This window comes from Streptomyces sp. NPDC017936, assembly GCF_044328485.1.
Lineage (GTDB): Bacteria > Actinomycetota > Actinomycetes > Streptomycetales > Streptomycetaceae > Streptomyces.
Map to the genome: position 1 here is coordinate 430379 of NZ_JBIRHK010000001.1, position 17436 is coordinate 447814.

Genomic DNA, 17436 nt, shown 5'->3' on the forward strand with positions numbered 1-17436 from the left:
ATGGCCTCCACCACGTCGTCCGCCGCACCAGCACAGACCGGCAGAGCCGGCCGCAACACCTGGACGGTGATCCTGTGCTGGATCACCGTCCTGCTCGAGGGCTACGACCTCGTCGTCCTCGGCGCCATCATCCCGACGCTCCTCAAGACCCACCACCTCGGCATGACCGCCGGTGACGCGACCACCATCGCGACGCTGTCGCTCGTCGGCGTCGCCATCGGCGCCGTCTCCGTGGGCCCGCTCGCCGACTGGCTGGGCCGGCGCCTGCTGCTCATCGGCTCGGTGGTCGTGTTCTCCCTGTTCACGATCCTGGTGCCGCTGGCCGACTCCGTCACGATGTTCGCCCTGCTCCGCCTCCTCGCCGGCCTGGGCCTGGGCGCCTGCATGCCGGTGTCCCTCACGATGATGGCCGAGCACATGCCGGCCGCCCGCCGGGCCCGGGCCAGCACGCTCACGATGACCGGCTACCACACCGGCGCCGTCATCACCTCGCTGCTCGCTCTGCAGGTGACCGACAACTGGCAGGTCCTCTTCTACCTCCTGGGCGTGATCGGCCTCGTCGTCGCCGTGATCCAGTGGTTCCGCCTGCCGGAGTCGGAGGCGTTCACCCGGGCCAAGGAGGCGCCGGACGCCCGGCGCGTGCCGTTCACGGAGCTGCTGAAGCCCGCCTACCTGCGCGCGGGCATCGGCGTCTGGGTCGCGTCCTTCATGGGCCTGCTGCTGGTCTACGGCCTCAACACCTGGCTGCCGAAGCTCATGAACGACGCCGGCTACCCCGTGCCCACGGCGGTCACCCAGCTCCTCGTGCTCAACGTCGGCGGTGTCGTCGGCCTGGTCGTCGGCGGCCTCGTCGCCGACCGGCGGGGCATCAAGGGCACCACCCTCGCCTGGTTCGGGGCGGCCGTGCTGATGCTCGCCTGCCTGAGCGTCAAGATGGACAGCGACCTGCTGCTCAACACCGTCGTCTTCTTCACCGGCGTGTTCGTCTTCTCGGCCCAGGTCCTCGTCTACGCCTACGTCACGGCCTTCTACCCGGCCGCCGTCCGCGGCACCGCCCTGGGCTCGGCCTCCGGCATCGGCCGGCTCGGCTCGATCATCGGCCCGACGATCACCGGTGCCCTGGTCACCGCCGGGATCGGCCACCCCTGGGGCTTCTACTTCTTCGCCGCCGTCGCGGTCCTCGCCCTGCTGGCCGTGCTGACCCTGCCGCGCCCGGCCGAAGGCGCCCCGGCCGAGGCCCCGGAGGTCACCGCCTGATCCGCCCGTCCCGTCGCGCCGCCGCCCCGGACCCCCAGGGTCGGGGGCGGCGGCGCGTTCACCCCTGTTCCCGCGGCCCGGCCCGTGAGCACCGCGCCGCCGCCCCCGCCGCGCCCCGGTGGCGGACGGCGCCGGATTGCCGCTGTCTGGACGAAAGGAGCGCGGACGGAAGGCGAGGGACATGAGGCAGACGAACGAGCGCCTCGGGACACCACGGGCGGCGGGGATCGCGGGGATCGTCTTCGCGGTGCTGATGGCCGCGGCGATCGTCCTGATGCGGATCGCCCTGCCCGAGGGCGCGGGCGGGGAGGACGTCACCGTCGATGCCGGGCGGCGCGGCGCGGTGCGGACGGCGCTCGCGCTGCTGCCGTTCGCCGGGATCGCCTTCCTGTGGTTCATGGGGGCCGTGCGCGAGCAGGTGGGCGAGCGGGAGGACCGGTTCGTGTCCACCGTCTTCCTGGGCAGCGGGCTGGTCTTCGTCGCCACCCTGTTCGGCAGCGCCGCCGCGGCGGCGACCGTGCTGGAGGAGCAGCACTCGGCGTTCGGCCGCCACTTCGCCTACGCCCTGCTGACCACGTACGCGATGCGGATGGCGGCGGTGTTCGTCCTGACGACCTCGGCCATCGGCCGGCGTCTGGGGGTCCTCCCCCGTCCGCTGGTCGTGTTCGGCTGCCTCGCGGGTCTGACGCTGCTCGTGGTGGGCGCGGACGTGCCCTGGTCCGAGCTCGTCCTCCCCGCCTGGGCGCTGGTCGTCGGCCTGCACATCCTGCGGGGCCGCCGGGGTCCGGCCGGGACACGGCCGGGCGCCCGGGCCTGAGCCCGGGTGCGCCGGCCGGCGCGGGCCTCGCCGTGCGACACCGCCGCCCGCGCGGGCGGCGGTGTTCACTCCTGCGGCCCACTCCTCCTCGCCGTGCGCCGTCGGGCCGCACAGGATGGCCGTGAGGGGGGGCGGGCTGTCTGAGAGGACCGATCCCTTGGTGAGGCTTGTCGTCGACCTGAACCGCTGTCAGGGGTACGCCCAGTGCGCGTTCCTCGCTCCCGGTGTCTTCACCATGCACGGTGAAGAGGGACTGCTGTACGACCCGGAGCCCGGGGAGGACCAGCGCGAGCGACTGGCGCGGGCCTCCGCCGCCTGCCCCGTCCAGGCCATCCTCGTCGACTCGGCCGACGTGCCGGCGGAGGCGGTGTCCGGTGAACGGTGACGGGTCCCTGGAACGCCTCAGGCGGGAGGGCCGCATCGTCGTCGTCGGCGCCTCGCTGGCGGGCCTGCGGGCCGCGGAGACCCTGCGGGAGGAGGGCTTCGCCGGGTCCCTGACGATGATCGGCGACGAGCCGTACGAGCCGTACGACAGGCCTCCGCTGTCCAAGCAGGTGCTGCTGGGCGCCGCCGACGCCGAGCGCACCGCGCTGCCCCGGCGCCGGGCCCTCGACGCGACCTGGCGGCTGGGCGTGGCCGCCACCGGCCTGGACATGGCCGCCCGGCGGGTCCGGCTGGCCGACGGCGACGAGGTGCCCTACGACCGGTTGCTGATCGCCACCGGCGTGCGGGCCCGCCCGTGGCCGCACGAGGCCGAGGCGGCTCTCGACGGCGTGTTCGTGCTGCGCACCCGCGACGACGGCGTCGCGCTCGCCCGCCGGCTCGCCCAGGGTCCGCGGCGGGTGCTGGTCATCGGCGCCGGGTTCACCGGGTCGGAGATCGCCTCCGCCTGCCGGGAGCGCGGCCTCCCGGTCACCGTCGCCGAGCGCGGCGCGGCGCCCCTGGTCGGCGCGCTCGGCGGGGTCGTCGGCGCCGTCGCCGCCGAGCTGCAGCGCGAGCACGGCGTGGACCTGCGCTGCGGGGTCATGGTGACCGCCCTGGAGGGCGACGCCTCGGGCCGGGTGCGCGCCGCGCACCTGTCCGACGGCTCCACCGTCGAGACCGACGTGGTGGTCGTCTCGCTCGGCGCCACCCGCAACACCGAGTGGCTCGCCGGATCCGGTCTGGGGGCCGGCCCCCGCGGCATCGCCTGCGACGCCGGCTGCCGCGCCTTCGACATCCGTGGCATCGTCACCGACGACGTCTACGTCGCCGGCGACGTCGCCCGCTCCCCGCACCCGTTGTTCGGCTACCAGTTCCTGTCGCTGGAGCACTGGGGCAACGCCGTCTCCCAGGCCACGACCGCGGCGCACAACATGCTCAGCGCCAGCCCGGAACGCGTGCCGCACATGTGGATGCCGGCCTTCTGGTCCTCGCAGTTCGGCGTGAACGTCAAGTCCGTCGGGGTGCCGCCCCTGGGCACCGAGATCGTCGTCACCCAGGGCTCGCTCGCCGACCGCCGGTTCGTCGGCGTCTACGGCTACCAGGGGCGCGTCATCGGCGCGGTCGCCTTCGACCAGGCACGCTGGCTGCCCTTCTACCAGGAGCTGATCGAGACCACGGCGCCGTTCCCGCCGTCGTTCGCCACCGTCGACCGGCGTGCGGACGCGGGGCGGCCGCTGGACGCCGACTTCCCCGACCCGTCCGTCCCCACCCACGGCCCGACCGTGACCCTCAGCGGATACTCCCCGGCCGACCGCCGGATGACGTTCACGCCCGCGCACTGACCGGCACCGCCACGAGGACCCGCCATGACGCGATCCCTGCTGCACCAGATCCTGGACTACGACAACCGCGCCGACCCCTACCCGATCTACGAGGAGCTGCGCAGGACTCCGGTCCACCACGAAGAGGACGGCCCGTACGTCATCAGCACGTACTACGAGATCCGCAGCCTGCTGCACGACCCGCGGATCAGCTCCGACGCGCGCAACCTCGCCTCCGCCGGCGACGACCCGCTGGACGAGTCCGCGCAGGAGGGGCAGGGCGCCCTGCCCCCCAGCTTCCTGCGCCTGGACCCGCCCGAGCACGACCGGCTGCGCCGGATGACCAACCGGCACTTCGGCCCGCCGCACTCCCCGCACCGCGTCGACGACATGCGCCCCGAACTCCACGACATCGTCACCGGCCTCATCGACGGCATCGCCGACCCCGGCCGCATCGACCTCGTCGAGCAGTTCTCCTACCCGTTCCCGGTGACGGTGATCTGCCGGCTGCTCGGGGTGCCGCGGGAGGACGAGGCACGCTTCCACTCCTGGGCCGACACCATCGCCGCGAGCCTCGACCCCGACCCGGACGCCGATCCCGCGCAGCGCGGCAAGGAGTCCGGCGACGCCCGTATGCAGCTGGGCATGTACCTGGCCGGCCTCATCGAGGAGCGCCGCAAGAAGCCCGGCACCGACATGCTGTCGCTGCTGGCGACGGCCCGGGGCCCGGACGGCACGATGACCACGATGGAGCTCCTCAGCACGGCCGCGCTGCTGCTGATCGCGGGTCACGAGACCACCGTCAACCTCGTCACCAACGGCATGCTCACCCTGCTGCGCAACCCCGACGTCCTCCAGCGGCTGCGCGCCGATCCGCGGCTGGCCGTGCCCATCGTCGAGGAGCTGCTGCGCTTCGAGCCGCCGGTGCAGCTCGTACCGCAGCGCACCCCCCTCGCCGACATCGAGATCCACGGCGTCACCATCCCGAAGGGCGCCTCCCTCTGGCTCGTCCTGGCCTCGGGCAACCGCGACCCCCGGCGCTTCCCCGACCCCGACCGCTTCGACCCGGACCGGAAGGACATCCAGCACCTCGGCCTGGGCAGCGGCATCCACAGCTGCTTCGGCGCGCCCCTCGCCCGGCTGGAGGCCCAGCACGCCCTGGCGGAGCTGGCCCGCAGACTGGAGAACCCGCGTCTGCTGGAGGACCCGCCCCCCTACCGGCGCAACGCCGTGCTGCGCGGCCCCCGCCATCTGTCCATCGCCTGCGACGGGATCCGTCCCTGACCCGCCGGAGAGCCGGGGCGGGCGGTGCGGCGGCGGACCCGCCGGATCACTCCGGGTGGGCCACGGCCTCCTTCCGGAGCCGCGCCGCCGCCGGCAGGCTCAGCCCGGGCTCCGCCCGGCGCAGCGCCGTCACCGCCGCGACCGAGGTGACGTCCCCCGTGAAGCCGGCGGCGGCCGGCCGGGAGCGGACCCGGTCGGCGCGCAGCCGGGACTCGGTGGCGGCGGCGGTGGACTCCGCCAGTGCGGCGGCCCGTTCGAGTCCCGGGCGCTCCTCGGGCGAGGCCTCGGCCGGCGTCCGGCGCGGGGCGGCCGCGACCGTGTCCGCGTAGGAGCAGCACGACGTCGGTCTTCTCGTTCAGTCCCGGGATTCCCGTCATGCGGGTCGTCGTGGCTGCCGTGTTCCGTGCCCGCCGAGCGACTTGAGGAGTCTCGGCGGGTCGAGGCCTGCCGCACGCGGCGCCGCCGGGCAGGGCGGCGAGGACGCGGCCGCGGCTCCCCGGCCGGGCCGCCGCCGCGCGGGGCCGCGCGCCTCGCCGGCCGCTCTCGCGCACTCGCGCGCCCCACGCGCGCCGCGTCCCCGGGGCGCCCGCGCCTGTCGGCTCGGGCGCCCCGGGGACGCGGCGGCCGTCGTCCGGGGTCCGCCTCTCGTTCCCCGCCCGGCGCGGTCAGAGAGTGATCCGGCGTCCCGTGACGGTGTAGGGATCGATGCGCACCCACAGCTCGCGCCGGCCTCCGGCCCACGGCCTGCTGTGGGCCCGCTGGGCGAGTCGCCGTTCCTCGCCGAGGTCCGTCACCATCCGCGCGTGGCCGCGCACGAGCACGCTCCAGCCCTCGCTGAACGCGTCGTCGATGCGGTCGACCTCGAAGGCGACCGGGCAGCCGGCGGCGAGGGAAGGGGTCGCGCCGAGGGCGGTCCTGAAGACGATCCTGCCGTCGACGACGCTGTAGTTGACCGGGACGATGACCGGCCCCTGCACCGTGGACACCCCGAGCCGTCCCACACCGTGCGTCGAGAGGAGGTCGCCGCACTCGGTCCGGCTCAGCTCGGTGAACCGGGGCGCGCGGCCGGCCGGGCCGGGACCGGGCGGCAGGTCGGCGTCGCCGCCGGTGAGCGCCGAGACCGTGGTCCGCAGGACTCCCGCCAGTCTGAGCAGCACTCCCTGGCTCGGCGCGGCACCGGGGTGCTGCTCCAGGTGGGCCAGATAGCTGGGCGCCATTCCCGCTCGGACGGCCGCCTCCTCCCGGGACAGCCCGAGCTCGACACGCCGCGCGGCGATGCGGCGGCCCAGATCGCCGGAGGGCGGTCCCTCCGTCACGTTCACCCGTGTCTGCTCGGCCATGATCCGTCACGTCCTCTCGTCAGGCCGCCCGAAGGGCGATCTCCTCGTGCGGCTGCCCGCCGAGCACCACCTTGAGCGCGCCGGTGACGGCGGCCCGGGCGAACACGTCGTACGCCTCCTCCATGTGGTCCAGCGGGAAGGTGTGGGTGACCAGCTGCGCGGTGGGCAGCCGCCCGGCGGCGGCCATGCGCAGCAGGGTGGGGGTGGAGCGGGTGTCCACCAGACCGGTGGTGATGGTCACGTTCTTGATCCACAGGTCTTCCAGGTGCAGCGTCGCGGGCCGGCCGTGGACGCCGATGTTGGCCACGTGTCCGCCGGGCCGCACCATGCGCGTGCACGTCTCGAAGGTCTCGGGTACCCCCACCGCCTCGATGACCACGTCCGCGCCGAGTCCGTCGGTGAGGTCGGCGATCAGCTGTTCGGGGTCCTCGCCCGCGTCGGCCACCGCGTCGGCGCCCAGTCGCCGGGCGGCCTCCAGCCGTGACGCGGCCTGGTCGACGGCGACGATCCGCTCGGGCGCGAACAGGCGGGCGGTGGCGATCGCGGCGAGGCCGATGGGCCCGGCGCCGACGACGGCGACCGTGTCGCCGGGGCGTACGCGTCCGTTGAGGACGCCGACCTCGTACGAGGTCGGGAAGATGTCCGCGAGCAGGACGGCGTCCTTGCTCTCGACGGCTCCGGGCAGCGCGTGCACGGACAGGTCGGCGTGGGGGACGCGGACGTACTCGGCCTGGGTGCCGTCGATCAGATGACCGAGGATCCACCCGCCGCCGCCCCGGCACTGGCCGTACATGGCCTCCCGGCAGAAGCGGCAGCGGCCGCAGGAGCTGATGCAGGACACCAGCACCCGGTCGCCGGGCCGTACGGTCCGCACGTCGCTGCCGACCTCCATGATCTCGCCGACCGCCTCGTGCCCCAGGACCGTTCCCGGGCGCACCTCGGGGACGTCGCCCTTGAGGATGTGCAGGTCGGTCCCGCAGATGGTGACGGTGTCGACCCGCACGATGGCGTCGGTGGGCTCCTTGACGGCAGGGTCCGGGACGTCCTCCCAGGCGGACTGCCCGGGGCCGTGGAAGACGAAGCCTTTCATGACCTTCCTCACCCTCTGTGATCCGCTGTGGAAACCGGTGGTCCGGTGGTCTTCGGTGTTCCGGGGCGTCCCCCGCTCCGGTTCCGGCTCCGGAACCGCCCACCCCTCCAGCTTGACCGGTGCCGGAGCGTTCCGCTTGGGCCAAAGGGCCCCGCGCGGGCCGGCCGCCGGCCGGGGTGGGGCAGGGGTGCGCGGTTTCCCGCCGGACAGTACGGTGGCGTCCTGGTGTTCGACCATGGGCACGGGCGGGACGCCGGAAGTCGTGGCACAGGTCATCGGGCGGTGGAGGCGGCATGGCCGGCAAGAAGGCGGCGGAGCTGCCGCGCAAGCTGTACGAGAAGGAACTGCTGCGTCTTCAGACGGAGTTGGTGCGGCTGCAGGAGTGGGTGCGGGCGACGGGCGCCCGGCTGGTGGTGGTCTTCGAGGGGCGGGACGCGGCGGGCAAGGGCGGCACGATCAAACGCGTGGCCGAGCACCTCAACCCCCGGGTGGCGCGGATCGCGGCGCTGCCGAAGCCGACCGAGCGCGAGCGCAGCCAGTGGTACTTCCAGCGGTACGTGGAGCACCTGCCGGCCGCCGGGGAGGTCGTGCTGTTCGACCGCTCCTGGTAGAACAGGGCCGGGGTCGAGCACGTGATGGGCTTCTGCACGAAGGAGGAGCACCAGCTCTTCCTGCGCCAGTGCCCGATCTTCGAGCGGATGCTGGTCGAGGACGGGATCCTGCTGCGCAAGTACTGGTTCTCGGTGAGCGACACCGAGCAGCAGGAGCGGTTCCGGCGCCGCGCACAGGACCCGTTGCGGCGCTGGAAGCTGTCGCCGATGGACCTGGAGTCGATCACCCGCTGGGAGGCCTACTCGCGGGCCAAGGACGAGATGATGGTGCACACGGACATCTCCGAGGCGCCCTGGTACGTCGTCGAGAGCGACGACAAGCGCCGGGCGCGGCTGAACATGATCGCCCATCTGCTGTCGTCCGTGCCGTACCACGACGTGCCGCCGCCCGTGCTGGAGCTGCCGGACCGGCCGGCGTCGACCGGCTACGAGCGCCCGCCGCGCGATCTGCAGACGTACGTCCCCGACCACTCGGCGAAGCTGTGAGCACGGGCCGGGGCACTCCTGGCGGCCTCCCGCGCCGCACGCCGTGACGACCTGAGTCCCCCACGCGGCAGGTGACGCCGGGTCAGCCCGGCGGGAGGCGCGCCGGCGAGCCCGCGTCGGGGACGTGGATCCATCCCTCGACGCGGGCGAGTCCGGCGTCCTCGGCGGACGGCCGGGTGGTGAGCCGCGCCCGGACGGCCCGGGCGGCCGGCGCCGCCACGAGCGCGTCGTGGGCGTCCCCGCTGCCGGCGCAGACGCGCCGCGCCTCCTCGGGGACGCGCAGCCAGGGGGCGGCGTCGGGCAAGCGCCGCCGTCCGGCGCGGCCACGGCGGCGGCGCTCGCGCGAAAGCGGTTTGCGGCCCCGGATCCCGCATGGGTAGCGTCGCCGTCCATGACCCCGACCCTGCGGACCGAGCGCCTGGTCCTGGACCCGTACGTCCCGGAGGACGAGGAGGACTTCGTCGCCCTGTTCCAGGACACGAGGGTGTCCCGGTGGATGGGTGACGGCCCGATGTCCGAGGCGGACGACCGGGCCCTGTTCGGGCGCGTCTTCACCAAGGTCTACGCCCAGGACCTGTTCGACGTGTGGGCGGTGCGCCGGGACGGACTGCTCGTCGGGCACGCCGAGATCAAGTCGGCCGAGGTCGTCGACGGCCACGAGATCGTCTACGCCCTGGCCCCCTCCGCCTGGGGGGCCGGCCTGGGGACCGAGGTGGCGCGGGCGGTCGTCGCCCACGGCTTCGGCGCCCTCGGGCTGACGGAGGTGCACGCCACCGTGGCCGCGCGGAACACGGCCTCCCTGACCCTGCTGGGCCGCATCGGCTTCGAGCACGTCCGGGACATCGACGAGGCCGACGGCGGCATCACCCGCCTGCTGACCCGCCGTCGCGCCGGGTGAGCCGTACGGCCCCCGAGCGCCGCCCGGGTGAAGTCCGGGCCGCCCGGTGATCGCGCGGACACGATCGACCGAGCGGACGGACCTACTGCGTGAATGAGGACGCGGACCACCGTTCCCGCCGTGGTGCACCGGACCCGGAAAGACGGCGCATGTCCCACAGATCCGGCCTCGTGGTCTCCGTCGTCATCCCCTGTCACGGCTACGCCCGCCATCTGCCCCAGGCGGTGTCCGGCGCCCTCGCGCGGACGTTCCGCGCCCGGAAGCTCGTCATCGTCGACGACGGCAGCACCGACGACACCGCCGAGGCGGCCCAGTACCTGATCACCCGTCACCCCGGCCGGTCCATCACGCCGCTCCGGCAGCCCGACGCCGGCGTCTCCGCGGCGCGCAACACGGGGATCGGGACACGGGGATCGGGGCCACCGAGAACGACCTGGCCGTCCGGGCCCGGACCGTGACCAGGCACCCGGGGCTGTTCAAGCCGGTCACCCGTGGCTGGGCGCACGCGGTGCTCACCCAGGACGCGGACGCCTGCCTGCGGGACGATCACGTGCCCGACGACATCCTCACCCGGGCCGCCGAGATGGACCAGTTCCTCTCCGCGGTCATGGCCCTGCAGCGCACCGCGCGCGTGCAGTACCACCACATCCGGCGGCCGGAGCAGGCGCCGGCCGCCGGAGCGGTACCGCCGGGAGCGCGGCCGGCGCTCACCGGGACGCGGGGTCGCCGATGAAGTCGAGCAGGTCCTGGTTCAGTCGCTCGGCGTGGGTGATGAAGACGCCGTGGCCGGCTCGCGGGTACTCCTCGTACCGGTTGTCCGGCACCAGCTCGGCCAGGCGCCGCCCGCACAGGGCGACGGGAGCCGAGGCGTCCGCGTCGCCGTGGATGATCAGGACCGGCAGCGCGAGCGCGGCGGCCTCGTCGCGCAGATCGGTGCAGAAGGCCGTCCTGATCACCTCGACGGCGGCCTTGGCCGAGCAGTCGAGGCACTTCTGCACGGTCCACTCGACGAGTTCGGCGGAGACCGTGTTGCCCAGGTGCGTCGCGAAGAACGCCTGCGCGTTCTGGGCCATCCACCGCGGGCGGTCCCGGGTCCGCTCCGCCAGCGCGGCCTCGAGGAGGCCGCGGTCGGCTCCCTGCGGATGGTCCGGCGCCCAGGCCATCAGGGGCGCGGTGGCCGAGACGAGGGCCACCCGGCTCACCCGGTCGCGGCCGTGACGGGAGAGGTAGCGGATGACCTCGCCGCTGCCCATGGAGTGGGCCACCAGGGTCACGTCGCGCAGGTCGAGGTGGACCAGCAGCGCCGCGAGGTCGTCCGCGAGGGTGTCGTAGTCGAAGCCGTGGCCGACCCAGTCCGACCGGCCGTGCCCCCGCTTGTCGAACGCGACGCAGCGCAGCCCCCGTTCGGACAGCGGCAGCATCTGGAACTCCCACGAGCTGCTGCTGAGCCAGGCCCCGGCCACGAACACCACGGGGCTGCCCCGTCCCCAGTCCGTGCAGAAGAGGCTGGTGCCGCCGGAACCTTCGAAGTACGGCATGGGCTTGTCCTCCCGGTCGTCGAGCCGTGCGGTGCGGGAGCGACTCTCGCCCGTGGGGATCACCCCGTCGATTACTCCCGGGGTAAGGACGGGGCCGGCGCGCGAGGCCGGCAGGACCGGCGACCGCTGTTCGGAGCGCGGCCGGCGGACGCTGTACCGTCGTCAAGGTCACGGGGGCCGGCTCCGGTCCGGCCCGGAGGAGAGGGGATGGCGGAGATCACCACGCAGGCCGGCGCCGCCGCGCAGCCCCGGGCTCCCCTGAGCAGGGGGCGGGTGCTGGCCGCCGCCGTCGCCCTGGCCGACGAGGGCGGCGTCGACGCGCTGAGCATGCGCAGGATCGCGCAGTCGCTCGGTGTCGTGCCCATGGCCCTGTACAAGCACGTGGCGAACAAGAACGAGTTGCTGGACGGCATGATCGACGTCCTCATGGGCGAGATCGACCCGCCGGCCGCCGGCACCGACTGGAAGACGGCCGTCCGCCGCCGGGTGCTGTCGGCCCGTCGCATGCTCCTGCGCCACCCCTGGGCCCCCGCGGTCATCGAGTCGCGCGTCAAGGCGCGGCCCACCCCGACCCCGGCGGTGCTGGAGTACCTGGACTCGATGATCGGGATCTTCCGGTCCGGCGGGTTCTCGACGGACCTGGTGCACCACGCGATGCACGTCATGGGCAGCCGGCTGCTGGGCTTCTCCCAGGAGCTGTTCCAGGACACCCCGGACGGCGAGCCGGATCCGGACGCGCCGCCGCCCGAGGAGATGGCCGCGCGCTACCCCCACCTCACCGAACTGGCCAGGGCGGTCGCCCACGACCGGCGGTCCGTCGTCGGTTCCGGCTGCGACGACCAGTTCGAGTTCGAGTTCGCCCTGGACCTGACGCTGGACGGCCTCGAACGGCTCCGGGCCACGGCCTGATCCGCCACCGGCGGAGCCCGGCCGTGCCCGCCGGAGGTTCCCGGCTCCCGCCGCCGCCCGGCGCTCCACCCCTCGTGCCGCTCTCCTCGTGCGCCCTTCCCGTGCCGCGCTCCTTGACGGGTGTACGGCGTACACCTACCGTGCCCCCAAGGGGGTGTACGCCGTACACCCGTGGGGTCACGAAGCGAGGGGGACCTGATGAAGGCGATCGTCCAGGAGCGGTTCGGGCCGCCGGACGTCCTGCGGGTGGCGGACGTCGACCGGCCCGGGATCGGGGCGGACCAGGTGCTGGTGCGGGTGCGCGCCGCCGCGCTGAACCCGTACGACTGGCACATGATGCGCGGAGACCCCTACGTGGCGCGGCTGTCGAAAGCCGTGGGGCTGACCCGGCCCGCCTCCCGGGTGGCCGGGATCGACGCGGCCGGGCAGGTGGAGGCCGTCGGCTCCGAGGTGCGCGGACTGCGGCCCGGCGACGAGGTCATGGGCTTCTGCCCGGGCTCCTTCGCCGAGTACGCGCGCACCACGGCCGGTCTGCTGGTGCCGAAGCCGGCGGGCCTCACCTTCGAGCAGGCGGCGGCCGTGCCGATGGCGGCGGTGACCGCCCTGCGCGGCGTCCGCACCGTGGGACGGGTGCGGCCCGGGCAGCGGGTGCTGGTCAACGGGGCCGCCGGCGGCGTGGGCACGTTCGCCGTACAGATCGCCGCGGCCCTGGGCGCGGAGGTCACCGGGGTGTGCGGCACCCGCAACGCCGAACTGGTGCGCTCGCTCGGCGCCGCCCACGTCGTCGACCACACGCGGGAGGACTTCACCGGGCGCGGCGTGCGCTACGACGTGATCCTGGACAACGTGGGCAACCACCCCCTGCGCCGGCTGCGCCGGGCGCTCACCCCGACCGGCGTCCTGGTGGCCAACGGCGGGGGCCCGCCCGGCCGTGTGTTCGGAGCCGTGGGTTCCCTGCTGCGCGTGGCCGTGGTCGACGCCTTCGTCCGTCAGCGGCTGCGCCCGATCGTCCCGGCGGTCCCGGCCGGGCCCGCCCACGACGACCTGCTCGCCGTCACCGCGCTCGTCGAGAGCGGCGCGCTCACTCCGGTGGTCGACCGGACCTATCCCCTGGCCGACGCGGCTGAGGGCGTGCGCCACGTGGAGCGGGGCCACGCCCGCGGCAAGGCCGTGATCACCCTGCCCTGAGCGCGCGGCCGGCGGCACGCCGCGCGTGGGGCGGGCTCGGCGGCGTCCTCACCGGTGTTCGGGGTTGTCGGCACCCGGGCGGCAGCCGGCGTCCCACTGCGAGCGCTGGTTGCCGAAGGCCGGGATGCCGCCGGACCGCTTCAGCAGGGCGGCGAGGTGCATCAGGTTCCACGTCATGAAGGCGGTGTTGCGGTTGGTGAAGTCGTTCTCCGGACCGCCCGAGCCCGGGTCGAGGTACGACGGCCCGGGACCCGCCGCCCCGATCCAGCCGGCGTCCGCCTGGGGCGGGATCGTGTAGCCGAGGTGCTGGAGGCTGTAGAGGACGTTCATCGCGCAGTGCTTCACGCCGTCCTCGTTGCCCGTGATCAGACAGCCGCCGACGCGGCCGTAGTAGGCGTACTGGCCCTGGGAGTTGAGCAGTGAGGAGCAGGCGTAGAGCCGCTCGACGACCTTCTTGGTGACCGAGCTGTTGTCGCCCAGCCAGATCGGTCCGGCGAGCACCAGGATGTCGGCGGCCATCACCTTCTCGTACAGCTGCGGCCAGGCGTCGGCGGCGAAGCCGTGCTCGGTCATGTCGGGGTACACACCGGGTGCGATGTCGTGGTCCACGGCCCGGACCAGTTCCGTGGTCACTCCCTGCGCGTCCATGACGGCCCGGCTCCTGTCGATCAGGCCTTGGGTGTGGCTGAGCTGCGGGGAGGGCTTGAGGGTGCAGTTGACGTAGAGGGCGGTGAGATCGTCGAACCGGTACGCGGCGTCGGTGTCTGTCATGAGGGCAGCATCTCGCCCGCAGCCCGGTTCGTCCCGGTTCGACGCACCGCTGCCGCGGGGACGGTCCCGCGTGTGCGTCAGCGCGCAGGAGAAGCCGTCGGCCGCGGTGGTCCGCCCGGTGCTCGTCTCTTCTCGCGTCCCTTCGTCTCGCGCCCCCTGCTGGGGCCGTCGCGTCTGTGGACGCCCGCGGGGCGCGGAAGTCATCGGGGCGGCGGCGGAAAGGAGACGCGCGTCCGGGCCGCCCCGGCCGGCCGCTCATCCCAGGACGAACGGGAGTCGCCTCGCGGCCGGCTCGCCCAGCGCGGCCCGCTCCGCGTCGGTGGGGGCACGCCGTCCGGTGCCGACGAGCAGCGCGTCCGCGTCGGAGAAGGACGCGGGGAACGCGGCCCCGGCGATCTCCTCCAGCATCTCGCGCGACCGGGCGAGGCCCTCCGCGGGCGGTCCCGCCGCGTGCGGGAGGTGGGCGACGAGGTCGAGGTGGTGCAGCGTCCACTCCAGGACGTAGGCGCCGAGGTAGTCGCCGACGGTGAGGACCTGGTCGCGGGTGGCGACCCGCAGGCCCGGGTCCGCGAGCGCGGCGGCGCGTCCGGCGGCGGAGCCCACGTCGTCGAGGTGGAACCTGAGCAGCCGCGGCTCCTCGTACGCGGCCGCCAGCCGCACGGTCAGCACGTCGAGCGGGTCGTCGCCGGCCGGCGGCGCCGGGGCGACCTCCCAGTAGGTCACCGCGTCGCGGGTGGGTTCCGCCTCGGCGGGGGTCACGAGGGTGATCAGCACGTCCTGCGCGTCGACGACCAGGTGGCACACCAGGTCCCGGACGAGCCAGCCGGCGCAGCCGGACGGCCGGCCGAAATCCTCGTCGGGGAGCCCGGCGACCGCCGTGCGCAACGCCGTCCACGAGCGGGAGAAGAGATCCACGCCGGCACGGTAGTGCGGTGCCGCGGGGGCGACAAGCACAGGCCCTGCCCGCGGTTCGGCCGCACCGGGCCGACGTCCGGGCGACGGGAGGCGCGCGGGGACGCGCGCCTCAGTCCGGGTCCCCGTCCGGCCTGCGCCAGGTCATGATCTCGGTCGGCGGAAGGCGCTCCGCGAAACGGTCGTCGGGTGACGCCTGCCGCAGCAGCGCGCGCAGGTCGCGTTCGAAGTCCTCGAGCCGGTCGCCGAACAGGTGGGGCGCCGAGTCGGACCGGGAGAACGCCCACGCGACGAGGTCGTCGGCGGTGCGGTCGACCACCTGGCCGGCCGGCACGACGTACCGCGCGAAGTCCTCGAACCCGGCCCGGGCCAGGACGAGGTCCTCCCGGTCCGGCGTGCCGTGGACGAGCGTTCCCCGCCCGGCCCGGCGGACCGGGCCCAGGTACCGGCGCACCAGGTCGCCGATCCGCGCGTAGGGGGGAGCGGGCCGCGGCAGCGGCGTCGGCGCGGCGGGCGGGTCCTTGAGGTCGCTGATGTGGACGAAGACGCCTCCCGGCTCCAGCATCCGCCGCACGGTGGCGGCGACCCGGTCGCGGTCCGTCCAGTGGAAGGACTGGGCGAACGCCACCACGCGGAACGTCCCCGGACCGGTCGGCAGGTCCTCCGCCCGGGCGGCCGCCCACCGCGCGTTGGTCACTCCCCGGCGCCGGGCCTGCCGCTCGGCCTCGGCCAGCATGTCCGCGTCCGGGTCCACGCCGACCACCTCGGTGAAGAACCGCGCCAGGGCGAGCGAGACGGTGCCCGGGCCGCAGCCGACGTCGAGGAGCCGGCCCCGGCCGTCCAGCCCGAGCGCCGCGGCCAGCGCGTCGGCGAAGCCCGGAGCGTACGGCAGCCGGCCGCGCTCGTAGTGGGCCGCGCTCCCCCGGAACAAGGTGCTGTCCCACTGCCATCCGTCAGGCACGTCGGTCCCCCTCGGCCCGGCCGCCGACCGCGGCCCTGTGTGCGGACCCACCACTGTAGGACGGCGGTGGGGTCAGCCCGGCGCGGTGCCGTGCTCCGTCCGGTCCGCGGGACGGTCCGGTGCCGTCCTGATCCATCCCACCGACCGCTCGACGGCACGCCGCCAGTTGTCGTACTCGGACGCGCGTCGTCCGGGGTCCATGTCCGGCAGCCACTGGGCGGCCTTGTGCCAGTTGCGGCGCAGCACCTCCAGGTCCGGCCAGTAGCCGGCGGCCAGCCCGGCGGCGTAGGCGGCGCCGAGGGACACCGTCTCGGCGACCATGGGCCGTACCACGGGCACGTCGAGCACGTCGGCGACGAACTGCATGAGGAGGTTGTCCGCCGTCATGCCGCCGTCCACCTTGAGCTGGGTCAGGGCGACCGAGGAGTCGGCGTTCATGGCGTCGACGACCTCCCGGGTCTGCCAGCCGGTGGCCTCCAGGACGGCCCGCGCCAGGTGCCCCTTGGTGATGTACGAGGTCAGGCCGACGATGACCCCGCGCGCGTCGCTGCGCCAGCGGGGGGCGAACAGGCCGGAGAAGGCGGGGACGATGTAGCAGCCGCCGTTGTCCTCGACCGTGCGCGCGAGGGTCTCGATCTCGGGAGCGCTGCTGATCAGGCCCAGGCGGTCGCGGAACCACTGCACCAGCGCGCCCGTGACGGCGATCGAACCCTCCAGGGCGTACACCGGGGGCTGGTCCCCGATCTTGTACGCGACGGTCGTGAGGAGCCCGTGCCGGGACCGCACGACGTCGCCGCCGGTGTTGAGCAGCAGGAAGCTGCCGGTGCCGTACGTGCACTTCGCCTCGCCCGGGGCGAAGCAGGTCTGGCCGAACAGGGCGGCCTGCTGGTCGCCGAGGGCGGCCGTGATGCCGACGCCGGGGAGGACCGCGCGGGCGGCGCCGTAGTTCTCGGCGGAGGAGCGGATCTCGGGCAGCATCGGGCGGGGCACCCCGAAGAACGACAGGAGTTCCTCGTCCCAGGTGAGCGTGCGGATGTTCATCAGCATCGTGCGGCTGGCGTTGGTCGCGTCGGTGATGTGCAGTCCGCCGTCGGCTCCTCCGGTGAGGTTCCAGATCAGCCAGCTCTCCACCGTGCCGAACAGCACCTCGCCGTCCCGGGCGCGCTGTTCCAGGCCCTGGACGTGATCGAACAGCCAGCGGATCCGCAGCGCCGAGAAGTAGGTCGACGGGGGCAGGCCGCACCGCTCCAGGAAGAACTCGTCCCCGGGCCGGTGCCTGAGGTCGTCGACGAGGGGTGCGGTGCGGGTGTCCTGCCAGACGATGGCCCGGCCGACCGGGGCGCCCGTCCGCCGGTTCCAGAGGACCGTCGTCTCGCGCTGGTTGGCGATGCCGACGGCGGCGACCTCGTCGGCGGCGACACCGCCCTCGGCGAGCGCCTCGGGCACGACGCGCTGGAGGTTGCGCCAGATCTCGACCGCGTCGTGCTCGACCCATCCGGGCTTCGGGAAGTGCTGCTGGTGCTCCCGCTGGGCGACCGTCACCAGCCGGCCGTGGTGGTCGAACAGAATGCATCGGGTGGAGTTGGTGCCCTGGTCGATGGACATCACGTACCGTTCAACCATGATCGG

General features: G+C 74.1%; 18 protein-coding genes and 1 pseudogene. 11 read left to right on the forward strand and 8 right to left on the reverse strand.

Annotated elements, in window-relative coordinates:
* The 5 genes from ACH4F6_RS01705 to ACH4F6_RS01725 all read left to right on the forward strand — a co-directional run bounded on the left by ACH4F6_RS01705 (position 1) and on the right by ACH4F6_RS01725 (position 5103).
* The gene (locus ACH4F6_RS01705) at positions 1-1257 is read left to right on the forward strand and encodes an MFS transporter (RefSeq protein WP_397957819.1); all 1257 of its coding nucleotides are present in this window, start codon (positions 1-3) and stop codon (positions 1255-1257) included.
* Positions 1258-1438: 181 nt separating this feature from the next.
* A complete protein-coding gene (locus tag ACH4F6_RS01710) occupies positions 1439-2074 on the forward strand; it encodes a hypothetical protein (RefSeq protein WP_397957820.1) in 636 nt (211 codons plus the stop codon).
* 160 nt (positions 2075-2234) lie between these two features.
* Positions 2235-2459 carry a ferredoxin gene (locus tag ACH4F6_RS01715; RefSeq protein ID WP_397958197.1) on the forward strand — a complete coding sequence of 75 codons (225 nt, stop codon included), beginning with the start codon at positions 2235-2237 and terminating at the stop codon, positions 2457-2459.
* Complete coding sequence (locus tag ACH4F6_RS01720) at positions 2449-3840, forward strand: NAD(P)/FAD-dependent oxidoreductase (protein ID WP_397957821.1); 1392 nt, start codon at positions 2449-2451, stop codon at positions 3838-3840. The genes ACH4F6_RS01715 and ACH4F6_RS01720 overlap by 11 nt, the downstream gene beginning before the upstream one ends.
* Before the next feature lie 24 nt (positions 3841-3864).
* Positions 3865-5103, forward strand: a complete 1239-nt coding sequence (locus tag ACH4F6_RS01725) for a cytochrome P450 (RefSeq protein WP_397957823.1) — start codon at positions 3865-3867, stop codon at positions 5101-5103.
* 665 nt (positions 5104-5768) lie between these two features.
* Here the strand turns inward: ACH4F6_RS01725 and ACH4F6_RS01730 are convergent.
* Complete coding sequence (locus ACH4F6_RS01730) at positions 5769-6443, reverse strand: helix-turn-helix domain-containing protein (RefSeq protein WP_397957824.1); 675 nt, start codon at positions 6441-6443, stop codon at positions 5769-5771.
* Positions 6444-6462: 19 nt separating this feature from the next.
* Complete coding sequence (locus ACH4F6_RS01735; protein ID WP_397957825.1) at positions 6463-7533, reverse strand: zinc-dependent alcohol dehydrogenase family protein; 1071 nt, start codon at positions 7531-7533, stop codon at positions 6463-6465.
* A 293-nt stretch (positions 7534-7826) separates the two neighbouring features.
* Here ACH4F6_RS01735 and ppk2 point away from each other — a divergent pair.
* Positions 7827-8630: pseudogene (ppk2, locus tag ACH4F6_RS01740) on the forward strand (polyphosphate kinase 2).
* Positions 8631-8712: 82 nt separating this feature from the next.
* On the opposite strand, the gene ACH4F6_RS01745 reads toward ppk2, so the two are convergent.
* On the reverse strand, positions 8713-8934 hold the full coding sequence (locus tag ACH4F6_RS01745) for a hypothetical protein (protein ID WP_397957826.1): 222 nt from the start codon (positions 8932-8934) through the stop codon (positions 8713-8715).
* Between the two features lie 87 nt (positions 8935-9021).
* Between ACH4F6_RS01745 and ACH4F6_RS01750 the strand changes: the two genes are divergently transcribed.
* The 3 genes from ACH4F6_RS01750 (at position 9022) to ACH4F6_RS01760 (ending at position 10261) form a co-directional block, all read left to right on the forward strand.
* Positions 9022-9528 (forward strand): GNAT family N-acetyltransferase, encoded by a 507-nt coding sequence (locus tag ACH4F6_RS01750; protein WP_397957827.1) that lies wholly within the window; start codon positions 9022-9024, stop codon positions 9526-9528.
* A 149-nt stretch (positions 9529-9677) separates the two neighbouring features.
* Positions 9678-9986 (forward strand): glycosyltransferase family 2 protein, encoded by a 309-nt coding sequence (locus ACH4F6_RS01755; protein ID WP_397957828.1) that lies wholly within the window; start codon positions 9678-9680, stop codon positions 9984-9986.
* Complete coding sequence (locus tag ACH4F6_RS01760) at positions 9983-10261, forward strand: hypothetical protein (RefSeq protein ID WP_397957830.1); 279 nt, start codon at positions 9983-9985, stop codon at positions 10259-10261. Before ACH4F6_RS01755 ends, ACH4F6_RS01760 begins: the two co-directional genes overlap by 4 nt.
* On the opposite strand, the gene ACH4F6_RS01765 is transcribed toward ACH4F6_RS01760, so the two are convergent.
* Complete coding sequence (locus ACH4F6_RS01765; protein WP_397957831.1) at positions 10236-11066, reverse strand: alpha/beta fold hydrolase; 831 nt, start codon at positions 11064-11066, stop codon at positions 10236-10238. The genes ACH4F6_RS01760 and ACH4F6_RS01765 overlap by 26 nt on opposite strands.
* A gap of 207 nt (positions 11067-11273) precedes the next feature.
* Here ACH4F6_RS01765 and ACH4F6_RS01770 point away from each other — a divergent pair, with 207 nt between their 5' ends.
* Positions 11274-11975 (forward strand): TetR/AcrR family transcriptional regulator, encoded by a 702-nt coding sequence (locus ACH4F6_RS01770; RefSeq protein WP_397957832.1) that lies wholly within the window; start codon positions 11274-11276, stop codon positions 11973-11975.
* 198 nt (positions 11976-12173) lie between these two features.
* The gene (locus ACH4F6_RS01775; RefSeq protein WP_397957833.1) at positions 12174-13163 is read left to right on the forward strand and encodes an NAD(P)-dependent alcohol dehydrogenase; all 990 of its coding nucleotides are present in this window, start codon (positions 12174-12176) and stop codon (positions 13161-13163) included.
* 48 nt (positions 13164-13211) lie between these two features.
* Here the strand turns inward: ACH4F6_RS01775 and ACH4F6_RS01780 are convergent, their stop codons facing one another.
* From ACH4F6_RS01780 to glpK, 4 genes are all read right to left on the reverse strand, one after another.
* Positions 13212-13934, reverse strand: a complete 723-nt coding sequence (locus ACH4F6_RS01780) for a flavodoxin family protein (RefSeq protein WP_397957834.1) — start codon at positions 13932-13934, stop codon at positions 13212-13214.
* Positions 13935-14189: 255 nt separating this feature from the next.
* Positions 14190-14849 carry a maleylpyruvate isomerase N-terminal domain-containing protein gene (locus ACH4F6_RS01785; RefSeq protein ID WP_397957835.1) on the reverse strand — a complete coding sequence of 220 codons (660 nt, stop codon included), beginning with the start codon at positions 14847-14849 and terminating at the stop codon, positions 14190-14192.
* Positions 14850-14958: 109 nt separating this feature from the next.
* Positions 14959-15807, reverse strand: a complete 849-nt coding sequence (locus ACH4F6_RS01790) for a class I SAM-dependent methyltransferase (RefSeq protein WP_397957836.1) — start codon at positions 15805-15807, stop codon at positions 14959-14961.
* Positions 15808-15879: 72 nt separating this feature from the next.
* A complete protein-coding gene (gene glpK, locus ACH4F6_RS01795) occupies positions 15880-17430 on the reverse strand; it encodes a glycerol kinase GlpK (protein WP_397957837.1) in 1551 nt (516 codons plus the stop codon).
* Positions 17431-17436 lie beyond the last annotated feature (6 nt).

What these genes read in the sequence shown, in the direction of transcription:
- ACH4F6_RS01750 (WP_397957827.1), top strand. Translation starts at nt 9,022, where the DNA reads ATGACCCCGACCCTGCGGACCGAGCGCCTGGTCCTGGACCCGTACGTC.
- ACH4F6_RS01755 (WP_397957828.1), top strand. Translation starts at nt 9,678, where the DNA reads ATGTCCCACAGATCCGGCCTCGTGGTCTCCGTCGTCATCCCCTGTCAC.
- ACH4F6_RS01710 (WP_397957820.1), top strand. Translation starts at nt 1,439, where the DNA reads ATGAGGCAGACGAACGAGCGCCTCGGGACACCACGGGCGGCGGGGATC.
- ACH4F6_RS01780 (WP_397957834.1), bottom strand. Translation starts at nt 13,934, where the DNA reads ATGACAGACACCGACGCCGCGTACCGGTTCGACGATCTCACCGCCCTC.
- ACH4F6_RS01765 (WP_397957831.1), bottom strand. Translation starts at nt 11,066, where the DNA reads ATGCCGTACTTCGAAGGTTCCGGCGGCACCAGCCTCTTCTGCACGGAC.
- ACH4F6_RS01725 (WP_397957823.1), top strand. Translation starts at nt 3,865, where the DNA reads ATGACGCGATCCCTGCTGCACCAGATCCTGGACTACGACAACCGCGCC.
- ACH4F6_RS01775 (WP_397957833.1), top strand. Translation starts at nt 12,174, where the DNA reads ATGAAGGCGATCGTCCAGGAGCGGTTCGGGCCGCCGGACGTCCTGCGG.
- ACH4F6_RS01730 (WP_397957824.1), bottom strand. Translation starts at nt 6,443, where the DNA reads ATGGCCGAGCAGACACGGGTGAACGTGACGGAGGGACCGCCCTCCGGC.
- ACH4F6_RS01705 (WP_397957819.1), top strand. Translation starts at nt 1, where the DNA reads ATGGCCTCCACCACGTCGTCCGCCGCACCAGCACAGACCGGCAGAGCC.
- ACH4F6_RS01770 (WP_397957832.1), top strand. Translation starts at nt 11,274, where the DNA reads ATGGCGGAGATCACCACGCAGGCCGGCGCCGCCGCGCAGCCCCGGGCT.
- glpK (WP_397957837.1), bottom strand. Translation starts at nt 17,430, where the DNA reads ATGGTTGAACGGTACGTGATGTCCATCGACCAGGGCACCAACTCCACC.
- ACH4F6_RS01735 (WP_397957825.1), bottom strand. Translation starts at nt 7,533, where the DNA reads ATGAAAGGCTTCGTCTTCCACGGCCCCGGGCAGTCCGCCTGGGAGGAC.